General features: G+C 67.9%; 16 protein-coding genes. 6 read left to right on the top strand and 10 right to left on the bottom strand.

Going from position 1 to position 18861, the window contains the following annotated elements:
- Positions 1-754, bottom strand: a 754-nt coding sequence (locus G3N99_RS16845; RefSeq protein ID WP_206122964.1) for a LysR family transcriptional regulator, incomplete at its 3' end; no start/stop codon positions are given.
- Between the two features lie 113 nt (positions 755-867).
- On the opposite strand from G3N99_RS16845, the gene G3N99_RS16840 reads away from it, so the two are divergent.
- A complete protein-coding gene (locus G3N99_RS16840) occupies positions 868-2388 on the top strand; it encodes a CoA-acylating methylmalonate-semialdehyde dehydrogenase (RefSeq protein WP_174934544.1) in 1521 nt (506 codons plus the stop codon).
- Positions 2389-2447: 59 nt separating this feature from the next.
- On the opposite strand, the gene G3N99_RS16835 is transcribed toward G3N99_RS16840, so the two are convergent.
- The 8 genes from G3N99_RS16835 to G3N99_RS16800 all read right to left on the bottom strand — a co-directional run bounded on the left by G3N99_RS16835 (position 2448) and on the right by G3N99_RS16800 (position 11506).
- Positions 2448-3332, bottom strand: a complete 885-nt coding sequence (locus G3N99_RS16835; RefSeq protein WP_174934546.1) for a MurR/RpiR family transcriptional regulator — start codon at positions 3330-3332, stop codon at positions 2448-2450.
- Between the two features lie 297 nt (positions 3333-3629).
- Positions 3630-4802, bottom strand: a complete 1173-nt coding sequence (locus tag G3N99_RS16830; protein WP_174934548.1) for a Gfo/Idh/MocA family oxidoreductase — start codon at positions 4800-4802, stop codon at positions 3630-3632.
- A 53-nt stretch (positions 4803-4855) separates the two neighbouring features.
- Complete coding sequence (locus G3N99_RS16825; protein ID WP_206122963.1) at positions 4856-5782, bottom strand: TIM barrel protein; 927 nt, start codon at positions 5780-5782, stop codon at positions 4856-4858.
- Between the two features lie 32 nt (positions 5783-5814).
- Positions 5815-6828: a Gfo/Idh/MocA family oxidoreductase gene (locus tag G3N99_RS16820; protein ID WP_206122962.1), complete on the bottom strand. Its 1014-nt coding sequence runs from the start codon at positions 6826-6828 to the stop codon at positions 5815-5817.
- Between the two features lie 59 nt (positions 6829-6887).
- Positions 6888-7799 (bottom strand): sugar phosphate isomerase/epimerase, encoded by a 912-nt coding sequence (locus tag G3N99_RS16815; protein WP_206122961.1) that lies wholly within the window; start codon positions 7797-7799, stop codon positions 6888-6890.
- 76 nt (positions 7800-7875) lie between these two features.
- Entirely contained in the window at positions 7876-8901 is a 1026-nt protein-coding gene (locus G3N99_RS16810; RefSeq protein WP_174934556.1) for an ABC transporter permease, read from the bottom strand.
- Between the two features lie 26 nt (positions 8902-8927).
- Positions 8928-10511 (bottom strand): sugar ABC transporter ATP-binding protein, encoded by a 1584-nt coding sequence (locus G3N99_RS16805; RefSeq protein ID WP_174934558.1) that lies wholly within the window; start codon positions 10509-10511, stop codon positions 8928-8930.
- Between the two features lie 68 nt (positions 10512-10579).
- Positions 10580-11506 carry a sugar ABC transporter substrate-binding protein gene (locus tag G3N99_RS16800; RefSeq protein WP_174936386.1) on the bottom strand — a complete coding sequence of 309 codons (927 nt, stop codon included), beginning with the start codon at positions 11504-11506 and terminating at the stop codon, positions 10580-10582.
- 316 nt (positions 11507-11822) lie between these two features.
- On the opposite strand from G3N99_RS16800, the gene iolC reads away from it, so the two are divergent.
- From iolC to G3N99_RS16775, 5 genes are all read left to right on the top strand, one after another.
- Positions 11823-13781 carry a 5-dehydro-2-deoxygluconokinase gene (gene iolC / locus G3N99_RS16795; protein WP_174934566.1) on the top strand — a complete coding sequence of 653 codons (1959 nt, stop codon included), beginning with the start codon at positions 11823-11825 and terminating at the stop codon, positions 13779-13781.
- 40 nt (positions 13782-13821) lie between these two features.
- Positions 13822-15705: a 3D-(3,5/4)-trihydroxycyclohexane-1,2-dione acylhydrolase (decyclizing) gene (gene iolD / locus G3N99_RS16790; protein ID WP_174936949.1), complete on the top strand. Its 1884-nt coding sequence runs from the start codon at positions 13822-13824 to the stop codon at positions 15703-15705.
- A gap of 61 nt (positions 15706-15766) precedes the next feature.
- The gene (gene iolE, locus G3N99_RS16785) at positions 15767-16696 is read left to right on the top strand and encodes a myo-inosose-2 dehydratase (protein ID WP_174934569.1); all 930 of its coding nucleotides are present in this window, start codon (positions 15767-15769) and stop codon (positions 16694-16696) included.
- 50 nt (positions 16697-16746) lie between these two features.
- On the top strand, positions 16747-17562 hold the full coding sequence (gene iolB / locus G3N99_RS16780; RefSeq protein ID WP_174936384.1) for a 5-deoxy-glucuronate isomerase: 816 nt from the start codon (positions 16747-16749) through the stop codon (positions 17560-17562).
- An 82-nt stretch (positions 17563-17644) separates the two neighbouring features.
- Complete coding sequence (locus tag G3N99_RS16775) at positions 17645-18139, top strand: heme-degrading domain-containing protein (RefSeq protein WP_174934582.1); 495 nt, start codon at positions 17645-17647, stop codon at positions 18137-18139.
- 22 nt (positions 18140-18161) lie between these two features.
- On the opposite strand, the gene G3N99_RS16770 is transcribed toward G3N99_RS16775, so the two are convergent.
- Positions 18162-18861: MFS transporter (locus tag G3N99_RS16770; protein WP_206122960.1), on the bottom strand; the 700-nt coding region annotated here is incomplete at its 5' end.

Raw genomic sequence — 18861 nt, 5'->3', positions numbered from 1 at the left:
TGAAATCCGGCAGCAGCGCGATGCCGAGCCCGCCGAGCGCGGCTTCACGCATCGCCTCGCTGTTGTTCGCCGCGAAGCTGCCGCGCACCGGCACGCTCACGCGCTCGCGCCGACGGCCGTGCGGCTCGAAGCTCCATGCGGCCGGCTCGTTGTCGCGCAGGTAGCACAGGCAGCTGTGATCGACGAGCTCGCTCGGGTGTCGCGGCGCGCCACGCGCGTCGAGGTAGTCGCGGCTCGCGACGAGCAGCGAGCGCGTGTCGCACAGCTTCCATGCGACGTGGGTCTGCGGCGCGGTGGTCGTATGGCGGATCGCGAGGTCGAAACCCTCCTGCGTCAGCGAATGCAGCCGATCCGACAGGTCGAGCTCGATCTGCACGCCCGGATGCTGCCGCAGGAAATCGGGCAGGTGCGGCACGACCTGCTGGCGCCCGAGCGCGACCGGCACCGTCAGGCGCAGCAGGCCGCGCGGTTCTCCGGCGAGATCCTTCACGCGCGCGAAGTGCTGCCCGATCGACTCGAACGCGTCGCGCGTGCTGTCGACGAGCGTCTGGCCGGCGTCGGTGAGCCGCACGCTGCGCGTCGTGCGCCGCACGAGCGGCACGCCGGCCGCTTTTTCGAGATCGGCGATGCGCTGGCTCATCGCGGCCTTGCTGATGCCGAGCCGCTGCGCCGCGGCGGTGAAACTGCCGGCCGCGGCCAGCACCGTCAGCGAATGGATATGCGGCCAGAGCGCCTGGACATTTTGCTGATTCATCCGGTGATTATTCAGAATTCTGAACAGTGAATCAAGCTGCGCGGCCTTCTCCCGCCCGGTGCGTTTGCCTAGACTGGGTGCTGTCCACCCTCACCCGATCCCCAGGAGACACGATGAATCCGGTTCCCGCGTACACCTCCGACGCCGACGTCGGCCACTATGTCGACGGCGCGCCCGTCGCCGGCCGCAGCGGCCGCTTCCAGGACGTCCTCAATCCCGCGCTCGGCCGTGCGGTGCGCCGCGTGGCGCTCGCCGACGACAGCGAAGTGCAGCAGGCCGTCGCGTCGGCCAACGCCGCGTTCCCGGCCTGGGCCGCGACGCCGCCGATCCGCCGCGCGCGCGTCATGCACCGCTTCCTGCAACTGATGAACGAGCACCGCGACGCCCTCGCGGCGATCATCACGGCCGAGCACGGCAAGGTGTTCTCCGACGCGCAGGGCGAAGTCGCCCGCGGCATCGACATCATCGAATTCGCGTGCGGCGTGCCGCAACTCCTGAAGGGCGACTTCACCGACCAGGTCAGCACCGGCATCGACAACTGGACGATGCGCCAGCCGCTCGGCGTCGTCGCGGGCATCACGCCGTTCAACTTCCCGTGCATGGTGCCGTGCTGGATGTTCCCGGTCGCGATCGCGACGGGCAACACGTTCGTGCTGAAGCCGAGCGAGCGCGACCCGTCGGCGGCCCTGTTCATCGCCGACCTGCTCACGCAGGCCGGGCTGCCGGCCGGCGTGTTCAACGTCGTGCAGGGCGGCAAGGGCGCGGTCGACGCGCTGCTCGACCATCCCGACGTGCAGGCCGTCAGCTTCGTCGGCTCGACGCCGATCGCGGCCTACGTGCAGCAGCGCGCCGTGCAGTCGGGCAAGCGCGTGCAGGCGCTCGGCGGCGCGAAGAACCACCTCGTCGTGATGCCCGACGCGAACCTCGAGCAGGCCGTCGACGCGCTGATCGGCGCCGCGTACGGCTCGGCCGGCGAACGCTGCATGGCGATCAGCGTCGCGGTGCTGGTGGGCGATATTGCGGACAAGATCGTGCCGCTGGTGGCCGAGCGTGCGCGCAAGCTGGTGATCGGCGACGGCATGTCGCCGGAAGTCGAGATGGGCCCGATCGTCACCGGCGAAGCACTCAAGCGCATCGAAGGCTATATCGAGCAAGGCGTGAACGAAGGCGCGCAACTGGTGGTCGACGGCCGCGGGCTGCGCGTGCCCGGCCGCGAGGCAGGCTTCTTCACCGGCGGCACGCTGTTCGACCACGTGACGCCCGACATGCGCATCTACAAGGAAGAAATCTTCGGGCCCGTGCTCGGCTGTGTGCGCGTGAAGGATTTCGGCGAGGCGGTCGACCTGATCAACGCGCACGAATTCGGCAACGGCGTGTCGTGCTTCACGAGCGACGGCGGCATCGCACGCGAGTTCTCGCGGCGCATCCAGGTCGGGATGGTCGGCATCAACGTGCCGATTCCGGTGCCGATGGCGTGGCACGGCTTCGGCGGCTGGAAGAAGAGCCTGTTCGGCGACATGCACGCGTACGGCGAGGAAGGCGTGCGCTTCTATACGCGCCAGAAGTCGGTGATGCAGCGCTGGTCGTCGAGCATCGGCAAGGGCGCCGAATTCGCGATGCCGACCGCGAAGTAACCGCCTGACGGCACGCCGCCCGCGGCTCTGTCACGCGGGCGGTGCGCCGGCAGGATGCGTCAGCCGGCCTTCGTGCCGTGCGCGCCGTCGGCGGTCGGCAGGTACGACAGTTCGAGCCGGTACGCGAGCGCGACGAACAGGCTCTGCGCAAGACCCATCGTGGCGGTCAGCGCGCGGAAGCCGAATGTGGCGCTGTCCTGCACCATCAGCGTCACCTCTGCCTCCCGCGCCAGCGGGCTCATCCGGCTGTCGGTGATCGCGATCAGCCGCGCGCCGCGCTGCACGGCCTGCTGCGCGACCTGCACGGTTTCCTCCGCATACGGCATGAACGAGATGACGATCATCACGTCGCCCTCGCGCACCGAGCGGATCTGCCCGAGATGCATGCTGCCGAGCGCGCTGAACAAGCCGATGCGCTTGTCGGTGTGCTGCAGCGCGTAGTCGAGGTACACGGCAATCGGAAACGCGCGCCGCGAGCCCGCGATCCAGATCGCCTGCGTTTCGGCGAGCAGGTCGACGGCCTGCGCGAGCGCCTGCGAATCGAGCGTCTGCCGCAGCTGCTGCATCCCGGCGATGCTGCCCTTGATGAACTCGTCGGCGATCTGCTCGGGCTGCAGGCTCGACGAGCCCGATTCGATCACGTCGCGCAGCCGCAGGTTGTACGCGCGTCCCGGCGCGATCTGCTGCGCGATCCCTTCGCGGAACAGCCGCTGCATCTCGGAGAAGCCGGAAAAGCCGAAGTGTTTCGCGAAGCGCACGACGGCCGACGGCTGGACGCCGCACGCTTCCGCGAGCGACTGGATGCCTTCCAGGCCAAGCTGGTCCCGATGCGTTTCCACGTGGCGTGCAATCACCTTCAGGCGATTGCTGAGGCCGTCGTACTCCTGCGTCAGATGCTGCAGGAACTGCTCGACGGTGGCGGGAGGTTTCTCGGATGAACTCATCGGATAGCGCGAAGTTGACGGCCCCGACGTGCGCGCGATGTTGACGAACGCGGCCCGGGGCTCACCTGGATACATGCATGAAGGGCGAATTTAATCACGTTTGCGGCGCGGCCCGCGCCGCGTGCTCGCTCCCACGCGCTCGATCATCACTTGCCTACGCTCCACGGCAATACTGGAAGCGATTGTCCAACGCTCTCGCGGCGTCGTAAAGATTAGGGTGTCTACCAAGGCCGGCCGTCGGTGCGAAGCCTTGCACGACGGGCGCGCAGCGCGCCTCAGCCGGCCCGTGCCGCCGGTTCAGCGATAGTCGACCCACACACCGCCCGCATCGGCGGAGCGCACGCAGTTCTCGACCCAGCGCACGCCTTCCACGCCCGCGTGGACGTCCGGATAACGGATGTTCTTCAACGCCGCGGCGTCGCCGCGATCGGCCGCATCCATCGCGAGCGCGAAGCGCGCGTAGAGATTCGACCAAGCCTCGAACAGTCCTTCCGGATGCCCGGCGCCGATGCGATCCTCGCGCAATGCATGCGGATGCAGATAACCCATCCCGCGATCGAGCACCTGGGCGGGCTGCCCCTGCACTTCGTAGCGCAACTGGTTCGGATGCTCGTCCCACCACTCGACGCTCGCCTTCGAGCCGATCACGCGCACCTTCTGGCTGTGCATCGAGCCCGCGTTCACCGCGCTCGACCACACGTAGCCGACCGCGCCCGTATCGTATTCCATGATCGTGAACGCGTTGTCTTCCAGCGGCGCGCGACTCTTCACGAAGCTCTGCCGCGAACACATCAGGCGCTGGATCTTCAGCTCGGGCGCCATCACTTCGGAGATGTACAGCGGATGCGTGCCGATGTCGCCGAGCACGTAGCTCGGGCCCGCGAACTTCGGGTCGACGCGCCAGCGCGCGGCCGCGCTCGCCGCCTCGACACCCTCGCTGTGGAACCCGTGCGCGAACTGCATCTGCACGATGCGGATCTCGCCTAGATCGCCGCGCGCGATCATCTCGCGCGCCTGTTCGATCATCTGGTGTCCGGAATAACCGTATGCGACGCCGACGATCCGGTTTTTCTCGACCGACAGCCGCTGCAGCGCTTCGGCCTCCTCGGTCGTGAAGCACAGCGGCTTCTCGCAGACCACGTGCAGCCCCGCGTTCAGCGCGGCGCGGCAGATCTCGAAGTGCGTGTTGTTCGGCGTCGCGATCGACACCGCGCGAATGCCGTCCGGGCGGCGCGCCTCGGCGTCGAACATCGACGCGTAGTCGGGATAGCAGCGCTCGGCCGCGACGCCGAGCTTCACGCCGAACTGGCGGCCGCGTTCCGGATCGATGTCGAACGCGCCGGCGACCAGCTGGAAGCTGCCGTCGCGCAACGCGGCCGACCGGTGGCTGTAGCCGATCTGGCTGCCGAGCCCGCCGCCGACCATGCCCCAGCGAATCGAATGTCCAAGCAGAATCTGTCCGTCAATCATGATGGTGGTGTTCCAGGTCCGTGTTCAGTTCAGGGGGTGCGCGGTGCGCCGAATCATGCGAAGCCGGCCGACGCGAGAAACGCACGGCTTGCGGCGACGTCACGCAGGCTCGTGCCGGCATTGCGCGGATCGCGCTCCTGCTCGATCGTGATGTAACCGGCGTAGCCGATGTCGTCGAGCGCGTGCCGGATCGACCGGTAGTCGAGCACGCCGGTGCCGATCGGGCACATCACGCCGCGCGCACACGCGGCGAAGAACGCGATGTGCTCGCCCATCACCGCGTCGTACACGGCCGCGTCGATGTCCTTGAAATGCACGTAGTCGAGGCGCGCCGCGTGGCGGCGCAGCCAGGCTTCCGGGTCCATGCCCGAGTAGTACAGGTGGCCCGTGTCGAGACAGAGGCCGGCCGTGTCGGCCGGAATGTCGGCGACGATCCGGTCGATCTCGTCCGCGAACTCGATGTAGCCGCCCGCATGCGGATGGATCACCGTGCGCACGCCGAATTCGTCGCGCGCGATCGTCGCGATCTGCCGGATCTGCTCGACCATCGTCGACCAGCTTTCGTCCGACAGCCGCGGCGCGCGATCGCCATGACCGGCCGCGTAGTCGCGTTCCTCGTGACCCCAGTCCATCACGACCAGGTACGGCGCCGCATGGCGCTGGCCGTCCTGCGTCGGCAGTTTCGGCAGCCGCGTGATCAGCGCGCAGATGTCGCGCGTCTGGCGCAGCAGGTTCGGCAAGTTCTCCGGCGACACCAGGTCGTCGAAGATGGTGCCGGCGGTGATGCTCAGGCGCTGCCGCTCAAGCTCGGCGCTCACCACCTCCAGCTCGAGCGGGATGTAGCCGTACGGCCCGAGCTCGATGCCCGAGTAGCCGGCCGCGGCCGCTTCGGCAAGCACCTGCCGCCACGGCGGCAAGTGCGGGTTCTTCACGTCGTCGACACCCCAGCAGCACGGTGCGCAACCCATCTTCATCGTCATGTCGGTCAGTCCGGCAGGTTGGCGGCTGCGGTTCAGCCGCGATAGAACGCAGGGCGTTCGGCCATCGCGATCGGCTCGACCGCCCCGCTCTTTTGCGCACGCACGCAGGCGTCGGCCGCGACCGCCGCCGCGTAGCCGTCCCAGGCCGACGGCCCGGTGAGCGCGTGCGCCCGCACACCGTCGATGAACGCCTGCAGCTCGACGTCGTACGACGCGATGAAGCGCTCCTTCCAGTCGGTCATGATCTCGACCGACTGCCGCGCCGCGTGCTTGATCCCCACGGCCGGCGGATCGGGCAGCTTCGCGATGCCCTGCTCGCCGACCACCTCGCACTGGATGTCGTAGCCGTACTGGCAGTTCACGAAGATCTCGACGTCGATGCGCACGCCGCTCGCGGTTTCCAGCAGCACGATCTGCGGATCGGCGAGATGCGACGATGCATGGCGCGTCTTCTTCGGATAGACGACCTGCGTGCTCACGTAGTCCTCGCCAAGCAGCCAGCGCAGCACGTCGAGTTCGTGGATCAGCGTATCGGTGATCGCCATGTCGGTCGTGTAGCGCTCGCCGACCGACTGGTTGCGGTGCGCGCAGTGCAGCATCAGCGGCGCGCCGATCTCGCCGCTGTCGATCACGCGCTTCAGCGCGCGGTAACCTTCGTCGTACGGCCGCATGAAGCCGACCTGCACGAGCCGCTTGCCGTGCGCGACTTCGGCTTCGACGATCCGCATGCAGCCTTCGGCCGTGACGGCGAGCGGCTTCTCGCAGAACACGGGCTTGCCGTGCGCGATCGCGTCGAGCACGAACGCTTCGTGCGTCGGCCCCCACGACGTGACGAGCACGGCCTCTACGTCGGCAGCCGCGACCACCTCGTGGCCGTCGCCGTAGATCTCGGCGTCGAGCCCGTACTTCGTCACCGCGTCGCGCGCCTGCTGCGGATCGATGTCGTTGACGGCCACGACCCGCGCGCCGGACAGCGTGCGGGTCAGTCTGCGAATATGGTCCTGGCCGATCGCACCGCAGCCGATCACGCCGATTTGCAAGGTCATCTAAAAGTCTCCAGTCGTTCATTGGCGGTGCGGCACGCGCCGCACCGGTCAGTCATTCGTCAGCGCGTCGATCGATCGAAATGACGATCGACGTAGCGCTGGATCGTGTCGCGCATGTAGCGCGACGATGCTTCCGCGCGGTCCTCCCACGCGAACACGCACGACGACATCACACCGTCGAAGCCTGCCGCGCCGAGCGCGCGAAAGAACACGTCCCAGTCGATCTCGCCCTGCCCGATGTCGAGATGCTGGTGCACGCGAATCTGGTTCGAACCGGGCGGGTTCACGATGTAGCGCAGCTGGCTGCTCTTGCGGTGGTCGAAGGTATCGGCCACGCGCACGTGCGCGAGGATCGGCGCGGCCTGCGCGATCATCGCGGCCATGTCGTCGCCGTAGTAGAACGTGTGCGGTGCGATGTACGACAGCTTCAGCGACGGCGAGCCGATGTTCGTGACGATGTCGATCGCGGGCTGCAACTGCTCGATCCAGTCCTCCGGATGCGGCTCGACCGACAGCACGATGTGTTCGCGCTCGAGAATCGGCAGCAGTTCGTCCATCGACCGGAACCACGCGGCTTCGCACAATTCCTTCTGGTTCGCCCCCGGCCGTTCGCCGACCGAGCGCTCGGGCGACGCGCCGCGCCCGAACTCCGACACCATCAGCGCGCACTCCATCTCGACCGCCACCTCGATCGCCTTCTTCCAGCAGCGCACCGCCCATTGCCGCTCGTCCTCGAACGGGCTCGCCCAGCGGTACATCGGCTGCAGCGACGCAAGGCCGACGCCGCTCGTGCGCATCGCCTGCCGGAACGCGGCCATCCGTTCACGCGTGGCGCGCGGCATCACCCACCAGTCGAGAAAGTCGCTGCGCGGCGACAGCTCGATCTGGTCGTAGCCGAGCTCGGCCACCGCGTGCGGCAGGCGGTCGAGCGGCAGGTGGCGAATCATGTACGGGTCCAGCGCGATCTTCATCGAATGTCCTCGACGGTGGCGGGTGCCGGACGCAGGCGGCGGCACGTGCCGCCCTCGGCCGACGATGCTTGACGGCTCAGCGGCGCTTCTTCTTGTTGCGGTACTGGTCGGCGATCACGGCCGCGACGATGATCGCGCCCTTGACCATCTCCTGGTAATACGCGTCGATGCGGATGAACGTGAAGCCCGACGTCATCACGCCGAGGATCAGCACGCCGATCACGGTGCCCGTCACGCGGCCGAGGCCGCCCGACAGCGACGTGCCGCCGATCACGACCGCCGCGATCGCATCGAGCTCGTACATCACGCCCATGCCCGACTGGCCCGAGATCGCGCGGGCGGCCGTCACGGTGCCGGCGATCCCGCTCAGCAGGCCCGCGATCGCATAGACGAAGATCAGGTGGCGCGTGACGTTGATGCCCGACACGACGGCCGCGTGACGGTTCGCGCCGATCGCATACGTGTACTTGCCGAAACGCGTGTAGCGCAGCACGACGTGGAAGATCGCGGCGACCACGAGAAAGATGATCACCGGGTTGGCGCCCGCGCCGATGGCCGCGAACTGGTCGGTCAGCATCGACACCGGCATCCCGTTGGTGAACCACTTCGCGAAGCCGCGCGCGGCGACCATCGTGCCGAGCGTCGCGATGAACGGCGGGATGCCCGTCATCGCGATCAGCGAGCCGTTCAGCAGACCGACCAGCAGCCCGACGCACACGCCGGCCAGCACGGGCCAGATGATCGGCAGGTCGGTCAGGTGCGGAAACACCGCGCGCGGGAAGTCCGACACCTGCGCGAGACTGGCCGAGACGACCGCCGCCGCCGCCACGACCGACCCCGACGACAGGTCGATCCCGCTGGTGATGATCACGAGGTTCACGCCGACCGCGATGATGCCGATCACGGCCATCTGCAGCACGATGATCTCGAGCCGCTCGGCGTTGAACAGGAAGCTCTGGCCGACGACGATCCAGCCGACGATCTCGAAGAACAGGCTGATGCCGACGAGCACGAGGAAGATGCTCAGCTCGGGCGGCCACTTCGTGTGCCGCGTCTTGATGGTCATGGTCTGCGCATCCGCGACCGGGTTCATGTTGCCCATTTCCTTGTCTCCAATCTTGGTTCGGCTCAGCGCGACGCGAGATCCATGATGCGGACCTGGTCGGCGTCCTTGCGATCGACGATGCCGGTCATGCGCCCTTCGTGCATCACCATCACGCGATCGCTCATTCCCAGCACTTCCGGCATTTCCGACGAGATCATCAGCACCGCGACGCCCTTGCCGGCGAGCGCGCTGACGAGCCGGTGGATCTCGGCCTTCGCGCCGACGTCGATGCCGCGCGTCGGTTCGTCGAGGATCAGGATGCGCGGCTGCGTGAGCAGCCACCGGCCGATCAGCACCTTCTGCTGGTTGCCGCCCGACAGGTTCTGGATTTCCTCGTGCAGCCCGGGCGACTTCACGCGCAGCATCCGGCTCATTTCCTCGCAGTCGCGCTTCAGTTGCGCCTGCCGCACGAAATTGAACTTCACGTAGCGGTTGCTGAGCACCGCGGCTTCCATGTTCGCGAGCAGGTCGAGATTCAGGAAGCAGCCGGTGTCCTTGCGGTCTTCGGTGAGGAAGGCCATCCCGTACTTCATCGCCTGCGCGGGCGTCGTGATGCGCACCGGCTTGCCGTCGATCCGGATCTCGCCCGACGTGGCCGGCACGACGCCGAACAGCGCCTCTGCGACGTTCGAGCGCCCCGAGCCGACGAGGCCGGCCACGCCGAGGATCTCGCCCGCGCGCAGTTCGAAACTCACGTCGCGGAACACGCCGTCGACGCCGAGGTTCTTCACCGACAGCACGACGTCGCCGATCGGCACTTCTTCCTTCGGGAACATCTGCGTGATCTCGCGCCCGACCATCATGCGGATGATGTCGTCGCGCGTGACGTCGCTCGATGCATGGGTGCCGATGTACTTGCCGTCGCGGAACACCGAGAACTCGTCGGCGATCTCGAACAGCTCGTTCATCTTGTGCGTGATGTAGACGATGCCCTTGCCCTGCTCGCGCAATTGGCGAATGATCCGGAACAGGTGCGTGACTTCCTTGTCGGTCAGTGCGGAAGTCGGCTCGTCCATGATCAGCACGTCGGAGTCGAACGACACGGCCTTCGCGATCTCGACCATCTGGCGGCTCGCGACGGTCAGCGTACGCACGTCGGTTTCCGGATCGATGTCGATCGACAGCCGTTCGAACAGCTCGGCCGTCTGGCGGCGCAGCGCGGCGTGGTCGATCAGGCCGAAGCGGTTCTTCGGTTCGCGGCGGATCCAGATGTTCTCCGCGACCGTCATGTACGGCATCAGGTTGAGTTCCTGGTGGATCATCGCGATGCCGCGGTCGAGCGCATCGAGCGGGCCGTTCAGCACGACGGGCTCGCCGTTGATCAGGATCTCGCCCTGGTCGGGCGTGTAGACGCCCGCGATGATCTTCATCAGCGTCGACTTGCCCGCGCCGTTCTCGCCCATCAGTGCATGGACGGTGCCGCGACGCACGCGGAACTGCACGCCGTCGAGCGCGACGACGCCGGGAAAGGACTTGCCGACGCCGCGCACTTCGAGCACGCAGTCGGCCGCGGAAGAAGCCGGCGGGGCCGACGAGCCGGCCGGGCCGGACGAAGCGGCCCGCGCATCGTCGCCGGCCATCGGGCGCGCGACTCTGGCTGTAAACATGGACGTTCCTCGACAAGTCGCGCGCGAACCCGGCCATGCCGGGCCCGCGCAGTTCAACGGATCACCGGTCAGTGCTTCGCGTACTGGTTCATGTTCTCGGGCGTCACGAGCTCGAACGGCACGTTCACGTAGCGGTCGACGGGCTGTTTCTTCGCGAGCTTGAGCGCGGCCGCGACGGCCTGCTGGCCCTGCCCCGCCGCGTTCTGGTACACCGACACCTTCAGCTCGCCGCTCTTCATCGACGCGAGGCCGTCCGGCGTCGCGTCGATGCCGGCGACGATCGTCTTCGGCGTCAGCTTGCGCGCGGCCTTCAGCGCGTTGATCGCGCCGATCGCCATCTCGTCATTGTTGGAGATGATCGCGTCGAACTTCGTGCCGGAGCTCAGCCAGTTCATCGTGATGTCCTGGCCCTGCGTGCGGCTCCACTTGCCTTCGCGCTTGTCGACGATCTTCATGCCCGAGCAATCCTTCGTCGCGATCACGTCCTCGATGTCCTTGGTGCGGGCGCGCGCCGATTCGTTGGACAGTTCGCCCATCAGCACGAGAAGGTCGCCCTTGCCGCCGAGCAGCTTGCACACCTGGCGCGCCTGCAGCGTGCCCGACTGCTTCTCGTCGGACGCGACGACCGCGACGCCGGTCGGCAGCTTGTCGAAATCGACCGGCTTGCGGTTCACGTAGACGAGCGGGATCTTCGCGGCCGTCACCATCTTGGTGATCTTCGGCGTCGCGTCGGTATCGACCGCATTCACGATGATCGCGTCGACTTTCTGCGCGATCATGTTCTGGACCTGGCTCAACTGCTTGCCGACGTCGTTGCCGCCGTCCTCGATCTGTACCGTCGCGCCATCCTTCTTCGCCGAATCGGCGATGCTGTTGCGCAGGATGGTCAGGAACGTGTCGTCGAACGACGCCATCGTCACGCCGATCTTCTCGGCATGCGCGAGCGGCGCAGCCAGGATCGCGGCGGCCGCGACGGCCATCAGCTTGGTCTTCATGATCAATCTGTCTCCTCATCTCCGGGGGCGGAAGACGGCGCGTTGCGCGCCGCCGGGCCGAGTCCGATCTGGTCCGATCGGGACTGAAGCATCCGGATGAAACTGTAGATCACTTCCTCGAAAATTTGGAAATTTATTTCTACGTGATTTCACCTAGGGAACTGGATTTCCAAAAAGTCTAGACTCCGTTCCGTAGCCCGATTCCTTGCGGCAGGCAGTCCCGCGTCGTGCAGTACACGGCGCGGACGGCCGCCAGAGGATCGGTCCCCTAATCCGCCGGCATCGCCGAACGCCGGCCGCGAGCGTGACACGTGATATGAGCCTGCTGAACTTTCCGAGTGACCGCCCCATCGATCTCGCCTGCCTCGGCCGCGTGGCCGTGGATCTCTATGCGCAGCAGTACGGCAGCCGTCTGGAGGATGCGCGCAGCTTCCAGATGTATCTCGGCGGCTCGTCCGGCAACGTCGCGTTCGGCGTGGCCCGGCTCGGGCTGAAGACCGCGATGATCTCGCGTGTCGGCGACGAGCAGATGGGCCGCTTCCTGCGCGAGACGCTCGAGCGCGAAGGCTGCGACACGAGCCAGCTGCAGACCGACCGCGAGCGCCTCACCGCACTGGTGCTGCTCGGGCTGAAGGATCGCGACACGTTCCCGCTGCTGTTCGTGCGCGAGAACTGCGCGGACATGGCCGTGCGCGCCGACGAGATCAGCGAGGACTTCATCGCCGGCTGCCGCGCGCTCGCGATCACCGGCACGCATCTGTCGACGCCGGGTACGCGCGAGGCGTCGCTGACGGCACTCGGTTATGCGCGCCGCCATGGCGTCGTGCGGATTCTCGACATCGACTACCGGCCCGTGCTGTGGGGGCTGACCTCACGCGGCGCGGGCGAAAACCGCTACGTGCCGGACGCGCAGGTGACGCGGCAACTGCAGCAGGTGCTCGGCGAATTCGACCTGCTGGTCGGCACCGAGGAGGAATTCCTGATCGCGGGCGGCGTGCCGCACGACGTGATCGGCTCGTTGCAGGCGGTGCGCAACATCACGAACGCGACGCTGGTCGTCAAGCGCGGCGCGCTCGGCTGCTGCGTGATCGAAGGCGACATTCCCGCCCGCATCGACGATGCACCGACCTTCCTCGGCGAACGCGTCGAGGTGCTCAACGTGCTCGGCGCGGGCGACGCGTTCCTGTCGGGCCTGCTGTCGGGGCTGCTGCGCGGCCGCGACTGGGCCGAGTCGACGCGCATCGCGAACGCGTGCGGCGCGATCGTCGTGTCGCGCCACGCGTGTTCGGCCGCGATGCCGACGCCGGCCGAACTCGCGCACTGGTTCGACGGCAGCCGCAATCCGGTAGTCGACGCCGACCACACGCTCGCGCACCTGCATCGCGTGACGGTGCCGCGCCGCGAATGGGACGACCTGTGCGTGATGGCGTTCGACCATCGCAGCCAGTTCTACGAACTCGCGGTGCAGGCGGGCGCGGACGAAGCGCGGATCAAGACGCTGAAGCGCCTGCTCGTGCGCGCGGTCGAACAGGTCGAGCGCGATCGTCATATCGAAGGCCACGTCGGCGTGCTGATCGACGGCGGCGGCTACGGCAGCGACGCGCTTGCGTCGGCGACCGGACGCGGCTGGTGGGTCGGCCGCCCGGTCGAGCTGCCGGGCTCGCGGCCGCTGCGTTTCGACGAAACGCGCTCGGTCGGCTCGTCGCTCACGCACTGGCCGACCGAACAGGTCGTGAAGTGCCTCGTGCACTATCACCCCGACGACCAGGTCGACCTGCGCGTCGAACAGGAGCAGCGCGTGCTGGAACTGTGGGAAGCGACGCGCGCCAGCGGCAACGAACTGCTGCTGGAAATGATTCCGCCGCGCGCGGTTACGCCGGCCGGCACCGAGGACGACGCGGTGCTGCGCACGATCGCGCGCTTCTACAACCTCGGCGTGATGCCCGAATGGTGGAAGCTCACGCCGCTGAGCGCCGACGGCTGGACGCGGCTCGCCGCGCTGATCGCCGAGCGCGACCCGCACTGCCGCGGCGCCGTGATCCTCGGGCTGAACCAGCCGCTGCAATACCTCGTCGACAGCTTCCGCTCGGCGACCAACCCGATCGTCAAGGGCTTCATGGTCGGGCGCACGCTGTGGGCCGACGCTTCGCTGAACTGGTTCGCCGGCCGGATCGACGACCAGGCGCTGATCGACGAAGTCGCCGGCAACTTCGCGCAGCTGGTCGACGCGTGGCTCGGCCGCCGTGCCGCGGCCGCCCGCGCCGACGCAGCCTGACGCGACGCCTGCGATGACCCATTCCCCTTCACCGACCGACATGACCTCTACCGTGAGACTGACCGTCAGCCAGGCGCTCGTGCGCTACCTGGCCGCCCTGCGCGCCGAAGTCGTCCAGCCCGACGGCCGCACCGAGATCCTGCCGTACTGCGGCGGCGTGTTCGCGATCTTCGGCCATGGCAACGTGGCCGGGCTCGGCGAGGCGCTGCACGCGGAAAAAGACCGCCTGCCGACCTTCCGCGCCCATAACGAGCAAGGGATGGCCAATGCGGCCGTCGCGTTTGCGAAAGCGAATTTCCGCCAGCGGATGATGGCCGCGACGTCGAGCATCGGCCCCGGCGCGACCAACATGCTGACGTCGGCCGCGCTCGCGCACGTCGGCCGGCTGCCGCTGCTGCTGCTGCCCGGCGACGTGTTCGTGTCGCGGCTGCCCGACCCCGTGCTGCAGCAGGTCGAGGATTTCGAACAGGGCGACGTCAGCGCGAACGACTGCTTCCGGCCGGTCACGCGCTACTTCGACCGGATCACGTCGCCCGAGCAGTTGCTCGTCGCGCTGCCGCGTGCGATCCAGGTGATGACCGACCCCGCGCAATGCGGCCCCGTGTGCCTCGCGTTGCCGCAGGACGTGCAGACTTTCGCGTACGACTGGCCCGAGGATTTCTTCGCGCCGCCGGTGATCCGGATGCGCCGGCCGCCGGCCGACACGCTCGAACTCGCCGATGCGCTCGACGTGCTGAAGGCCGCGAAGAAACCGCTGATCGTCGCGGGCGGCGGCGTGCTGTACAGCCAGGCGTGGGACGCGCTGCGTGCGTTCGCCGATACGCATGGCGTGCCGGTCGCGGAATCGCAGGCCGGCAAGGGCAGCCTCGCGTGGGACCACCCGCTGAATCTCGGGTCGATCGGCGTGACGGGCTCGCCTGCCGCGAACCGTGCGGCCGCGCAGGCCGACGTGGTGTTCGCGGTCGGCACGCGGCTGCAGGATTTCACGACCGGCTCGCATGCGCTCTACGGCAACGCGACGCTCTTGAGCCTGAACGTGCAGCCGTTCGACGCGGGCAAGAAACGCGGCCGTCAACTGGTGGCCGATGCGCGCACGGGCCTCGGCCAGCTGTCGGCCGCGCTGGCCGGCTGGCGCGCCGATCCGGTATGGACCGCCAGCAACCGCGATCAGGCCGCCGCATGGAACGCGCGCGTGACCGAACTCACGACCCGCATGCCGAAAGACACGCTCCCGTACGACGCGGAAGTGATCGGTGCGGTGCGCGATTCCGCAACCGACGCGGGACTCGACAGTGCGCGCGACGACCTCGTCGTCTGCGCAGCCGGTACGCTGCCGGCCGAGCTGCACAAGCTGTGGCGCAGCGGCGTGCCGGGCAACTACCACATGGACTACGCGTACTCGTGCATGGGCTACGAGGTCGCGGGCGGCCTCGGCGCGAAGCTCGCGCGGCCCGAGCGCGAAGTGATCGTGATCGTCGGCGACGGCTCGTACATGATGCTCAACGCGGAACTCGCGACGTCCGTGATGCTCGGCCGCAAGCTCATCGTCGTGATCCTCGACAACCGCGGCTACGGCTGCATCGAGCGACTGCAACTGAATTGCGGCGGCGCGAGCTTCAACAACATGCTCGACGACTGCGTACCGGAGGGCGGCGAACGCTCGACGATCGATTTCGCGATGCATGCGCGCGCGATGGGCGCCGAAGCCGTGCACGTGCGCGACATCGGCGAGCTGCGCAGCGAGATGAAGCGCGCCCGCGCGGCGACGAAGAGCCAGGTGCTCGTGATCGACACCACGCACCGGCGCACGACCGACGACGGCGGCGCGTGGTGGGAAGTCGCGGTGCCGCAGGTGTCCGAACGCGCCGGCGTCGAGGCCGCGCACCGCGCGTATCTCGATGCGAAGACCGGGCAGCGGCGCTGATGGCGCGCACGGCCCACGCACCCTCCCCGCGAAAAACACATTCGAACCAAGGAAGCACGTCATGAGCTGGAACGTCCGCATCGGTATCAATCCCCTGTCGTGGATGAACGACGACCTGCCGTCGCTCGGCGGCGAGACGCCGCTCGAAACGGCGCTGAAGGAAGGCGCCGAAATCGGCTACGCGGGCTTCGAGCTCGGCAACAAGTTTCCGAAGACGGGCCCCGAGCTGAAGGCGAAGCTCGCGGAGTTCGGCCTCGTGTGCGTGTCCGGCTGGTACTCGGGTTTCCTCGCCGAAGTCGCGCCGGGCATGAGCGACGCCGATGCGGTCGCCGCGGAGATCGAGCGCTGCCGCGCGCACATGACGAAGCTGCAGTACAACGACGTGAAGGTGGTGGTCTACGGCGAATGCGCGGGCACGATTCAGGGCAACATCGACACGCCGGTCGCGAAGCGGCCGCGCTTCGTCGACGACGCAGCCTGGCGGCGCTATGCGGCGCGCCTCGACGCGTTCGGCGCGCACCTGCTCGACACGTACGGGATCAAGCTCGCCTACCATCACCACATGGGCGCGTACGTCGAGTCGCCCGACGACGTCGACCGGCTGATGGCGCTGACCGACCCGGCGAAGGTGTTCCTGCTGTTCGATACCGGCCACGCATATTTCGGCGGCGCGGCCGACCCGGTCACGCTGTTGAAGAAGCATGTATCGCGCGTCGTTCACGTGCATTGCAAGGACGTGCGGCCGCAGGTCGTCACGCAGGCGCGCAACGACGGCTGGAGCTTCCTGAACGGCGTGATCAACGGCACCTTCACGGTGCCGGGCGACGGCGCGCTCGACTACGAGGCGACGCTGCACGCGCTGAAGGACGCCGGTTACGAAGGCTGGCTCGTGGTCGAGGCCGAGCAGGATCCGGCCGTCGCGCCGAGCTATGCGTATGCGAAGAAGGGCTACGAATCGCTGCGCGCGATCGTCGACCGGTTGAGCGCGTGAACTCGAGCGCATGAACGCGTGAGCCCTACTCTATTGCGGAGCCCCACCCCATGACGATTTCTCCCCTGCTGGTCAAGGCCTCTGCCGACCGCGAGATCTGCAACGTCACGCCCGAGTCGGCCGGCTGGAAGCACGTCGGTTTTCGGGCGCTGCGCCTGACGGCCGGCGACACCGAAACGCTCGACACCGGCGCGCGCGAGCTGTGCGTCGTCGTGCTCACCGGCACGGTGCGCGCGGACATCGACGGCACGACCTACGATGCGCTCGGCAAGCGCGACAGCGTCTTCGAGGACGTGTCACCGGACGCGCTGTACGTGCCGGGTGGCAAGACGGTCACGCTGGTCGCGACGCGCGATGCGGAAATCGCGCTGTGCACCGCGCCGTACGCGAGCGGCGACAAGCCCGTGCAACGCCTCGACGGCGAACGGATGCGCCGCTCGGTGCGCGGGCAAGGCACCAACACGCGCTACGTGTGCGACATCCTGATGGGCGACAACCCGGCGGCCGACCGGCTGCTCGTGGTCGAGGTCGTCACGCCGGCCAGCCATTCGAGCAGCTATCCGCCGCACAAGCACGACCGTGACGCGGCGCCGGAAGAAACGTCGCTCGAGGAAACCTATTACCACCGGATCGATCCGCCGCAGGGTTTCGCGTTCCAGCGAATATACACGGACGACCGCAGCCTCGACGAAGCGTGCGCGGTCGAGGACCACGACGTCGTGATGGTGCCGCGCGGCTACCACCCGGTCGTCGCGCCGCACGGCTACAACCTGTACTACCTGAACGTGATGGCCGGGCCGAGCCGCGCGTGGGCGTTCAAGAACGATCCCGCGCACGAGTGGATGCTCGACGCACTGAAGCGCTGATGGAAAGACGGGCCCGCGCGCGGCCCGTGACGATGCGACGCCCGGCACGCGCACCCAGAGCCGGCGACGCCACGGAGCCGCCATGGTGACGACCCTGTTTCGCCTCGAACCCCATCCCTTCGACGACGACGCGTCGAACCCGCCGCTGCCGCGCTTCGATGCGGCCGTCGCCCGCCGGATGGGTGAAATCGCTGTCAACCTTGCGTCGCGCCGCGGGCTGCCGATCGCGGTGAGCATCGTCGGCGAGCAGGCGCCGCTGTTCTACTGCGCGCTCGACGGCAGCGCCGCCGGCGACAGCGACGCGATCCGCCGGCGGCAGAACACGGTATTGCGCTTCGGCCTGAGTTCGCTCGCGGTCGGCGAGCGCTTTCGACGCGCCGGCTGGTCGCTGCAGTCGCAGGGACTGTCGGATGACGACTATGCGCTCGACGGCGGCGGCGTGCCGTTGCGGATCGCCGGCACCGGCATCGTCGGCGCGATGACGATCGCGGGGCTCGACGACGCGCGCGATCATGCGCTCGTCGTCGAGTGTCTGCGATGGCACGTCGGCGCGAACGCGCTTGCGATGAGCACGTAGCCGCCGTTGCACCGTCACGCGGTCACGAACGGCGCGTCGGCAGCACGTTGAGCGTGCGCGCCGGCCGTTGCGGCATGGCGGCGTCGGCCTCCTCCTCCGGGATATCGTCGAGCGACCGGTTGTTGGTGCGCGGCCCGAACGCGCCGATCGACAGCATCACGATCAGCATGCTGCCGCCGATCAGCGCGAACACCGCCGACACACCCGCCCGCTCGAGCAGCAGCGCGACGATGAAACTGCTGACGGCCCCGGTCAGGCGGCCGATCGAATGCACGAAACCGAGCGCGCGCCCGCGGATCGCGGTCGGAAACAGTTCCGACTGGTACGCGGTGCCGTTGCTCGCGAGCACCGTGCTCGACAACGTGACGAGCAGGCCGAACGCGATCACGAACGGCGCTTGCGCCGACATCGCGAACGCGCTGCCGAACAGCGCCACGCCGAACGCCGACGCGACGATGAGCCACTTGCGCTCGATCCGGTCCGCGACCAGACCGGCGACGAGCGGCGACACCGGATAGGCGAACGCGATCACGAACGCATAGCCGAGACTCTTCGCGACGGTTGCGCCCTGGGCGGCGAGCAGCGTCGGCAGCCATTGGCTGAAGCCGAAGAAGCCGATGCTCAGGAATCCGTTGAATGCAATCAGCATCGCGGTGCGGCCGCGGTATCGCGCCCCCCACATCGACGGCGCGCGCTGCGCGGGCGGCGCGGCGGCGGCCGCG

Source organism: Burkholderia sp. Ac-20392, from assembly GCF_017104585.1.
GTDB classification, from domain to species: domain Bacteria; phylum Pseudomonadota; class Gammaproteobacteria; order Burkholderiales; family Burkholderiaceae; genus Burkholderia; species Burkholderia lata.
This window is presented reverse-complemented; position numbering and strand designations above follow the sequence as displayed.

Coding starts and splice junctions, on each gene's coding strand:
- G3N99_RS16840 (WP_174934544.1), top strand. CDS start 868: ATGAATCCGGTTCCCGCGTACACCTCCGACGCCGACGTCGGCCACTAT.
- G3N99_RS16835 (WP_174934546.1), bottom strand. CDS start 3,332: ATGAGTTCATCCGAGAAACCTCCCGCCACCGTCGAGCAGTTCCTGCAG.
- G3N99_RS16830 (WP_174934548.1), bottom strand. CDS start 4,802: ATGATTGACGGACAGATTCTGCTTGGACATTCGATTCGCTGGGGCATG.
- G3N99_RS16825 (WP_206122963.1), bottom strand. CDS start 5,782: ATGACGATGAAGATGGGTTGCGCACCGTGCTGCTGGGGTGTCGACGAC.
- G3N99_RS16820 (WP_206122962.1), bottom strand. CDS start 6,828: ATGACCTTGCAAATCGGCGTGATCGGCTGCGGTGCGATCGGCCAGGAC.
- G3N99_RS16815 (WP_206122961.1), bottom strand. CDS start 7,799: ATGAAGATCGCGCTGGACCCGTACATGATTCGCCACCTGCCGCTCGAC.
- G3N99_RS16810 (WP_174934556.1), bottom strand. CDS start 8,901: ATGGGCAACATGAACCCGGTCGCGGATGCGCAGACCATGACCATCAAG.
- G3N99_RS16805 (WP_174934558.1), bottom strand. CDS start 10,511: ATGTTTACAGCCAGAGTCGCGCGCCCGATGGCCGGCGACGATGCGCGG.
- G3N99_RS16800 (WP_174936386.1), bottom strand. CDS start 11,506: ATGAAGACCAAGCTGATGGCCGTCGCGGCCGCCGCGATCCTGGCTGCG.
- iolC (WP_174934566.1), top strand. CDS start 11,823: ATGAGCCTGCTGAACTTTCCGAGTGACCGCCCCATCGATCTCGCCTGC.
- iolD (WP_174936949.1), top strand. CDS start 13,822: ATGACCTCTACCGTGAGACTGACCGTCAGCCAGGCGCTCGTGCGCTAC.
- iolE (WP_174934569.1), top strand. CDS start 15,767: ATGAGCTGGAACGTCCGCATCGGTATCAATCCCCTGTCGTGGATGAAC.
- iolB (WP_174936384.1), top strand. CDS start 16,747: ATGACGATTTCTCCCCTGCTGGTCAAGGCCTCTGCCGACCGCGAGATC.
- G3N99_RS16775 (WP_174934582.1), top strand. CDS start 17,645: ATGGTGACGACCCTGTTTCGCCTCGAACCCCATCCCTTCGACGACGAC.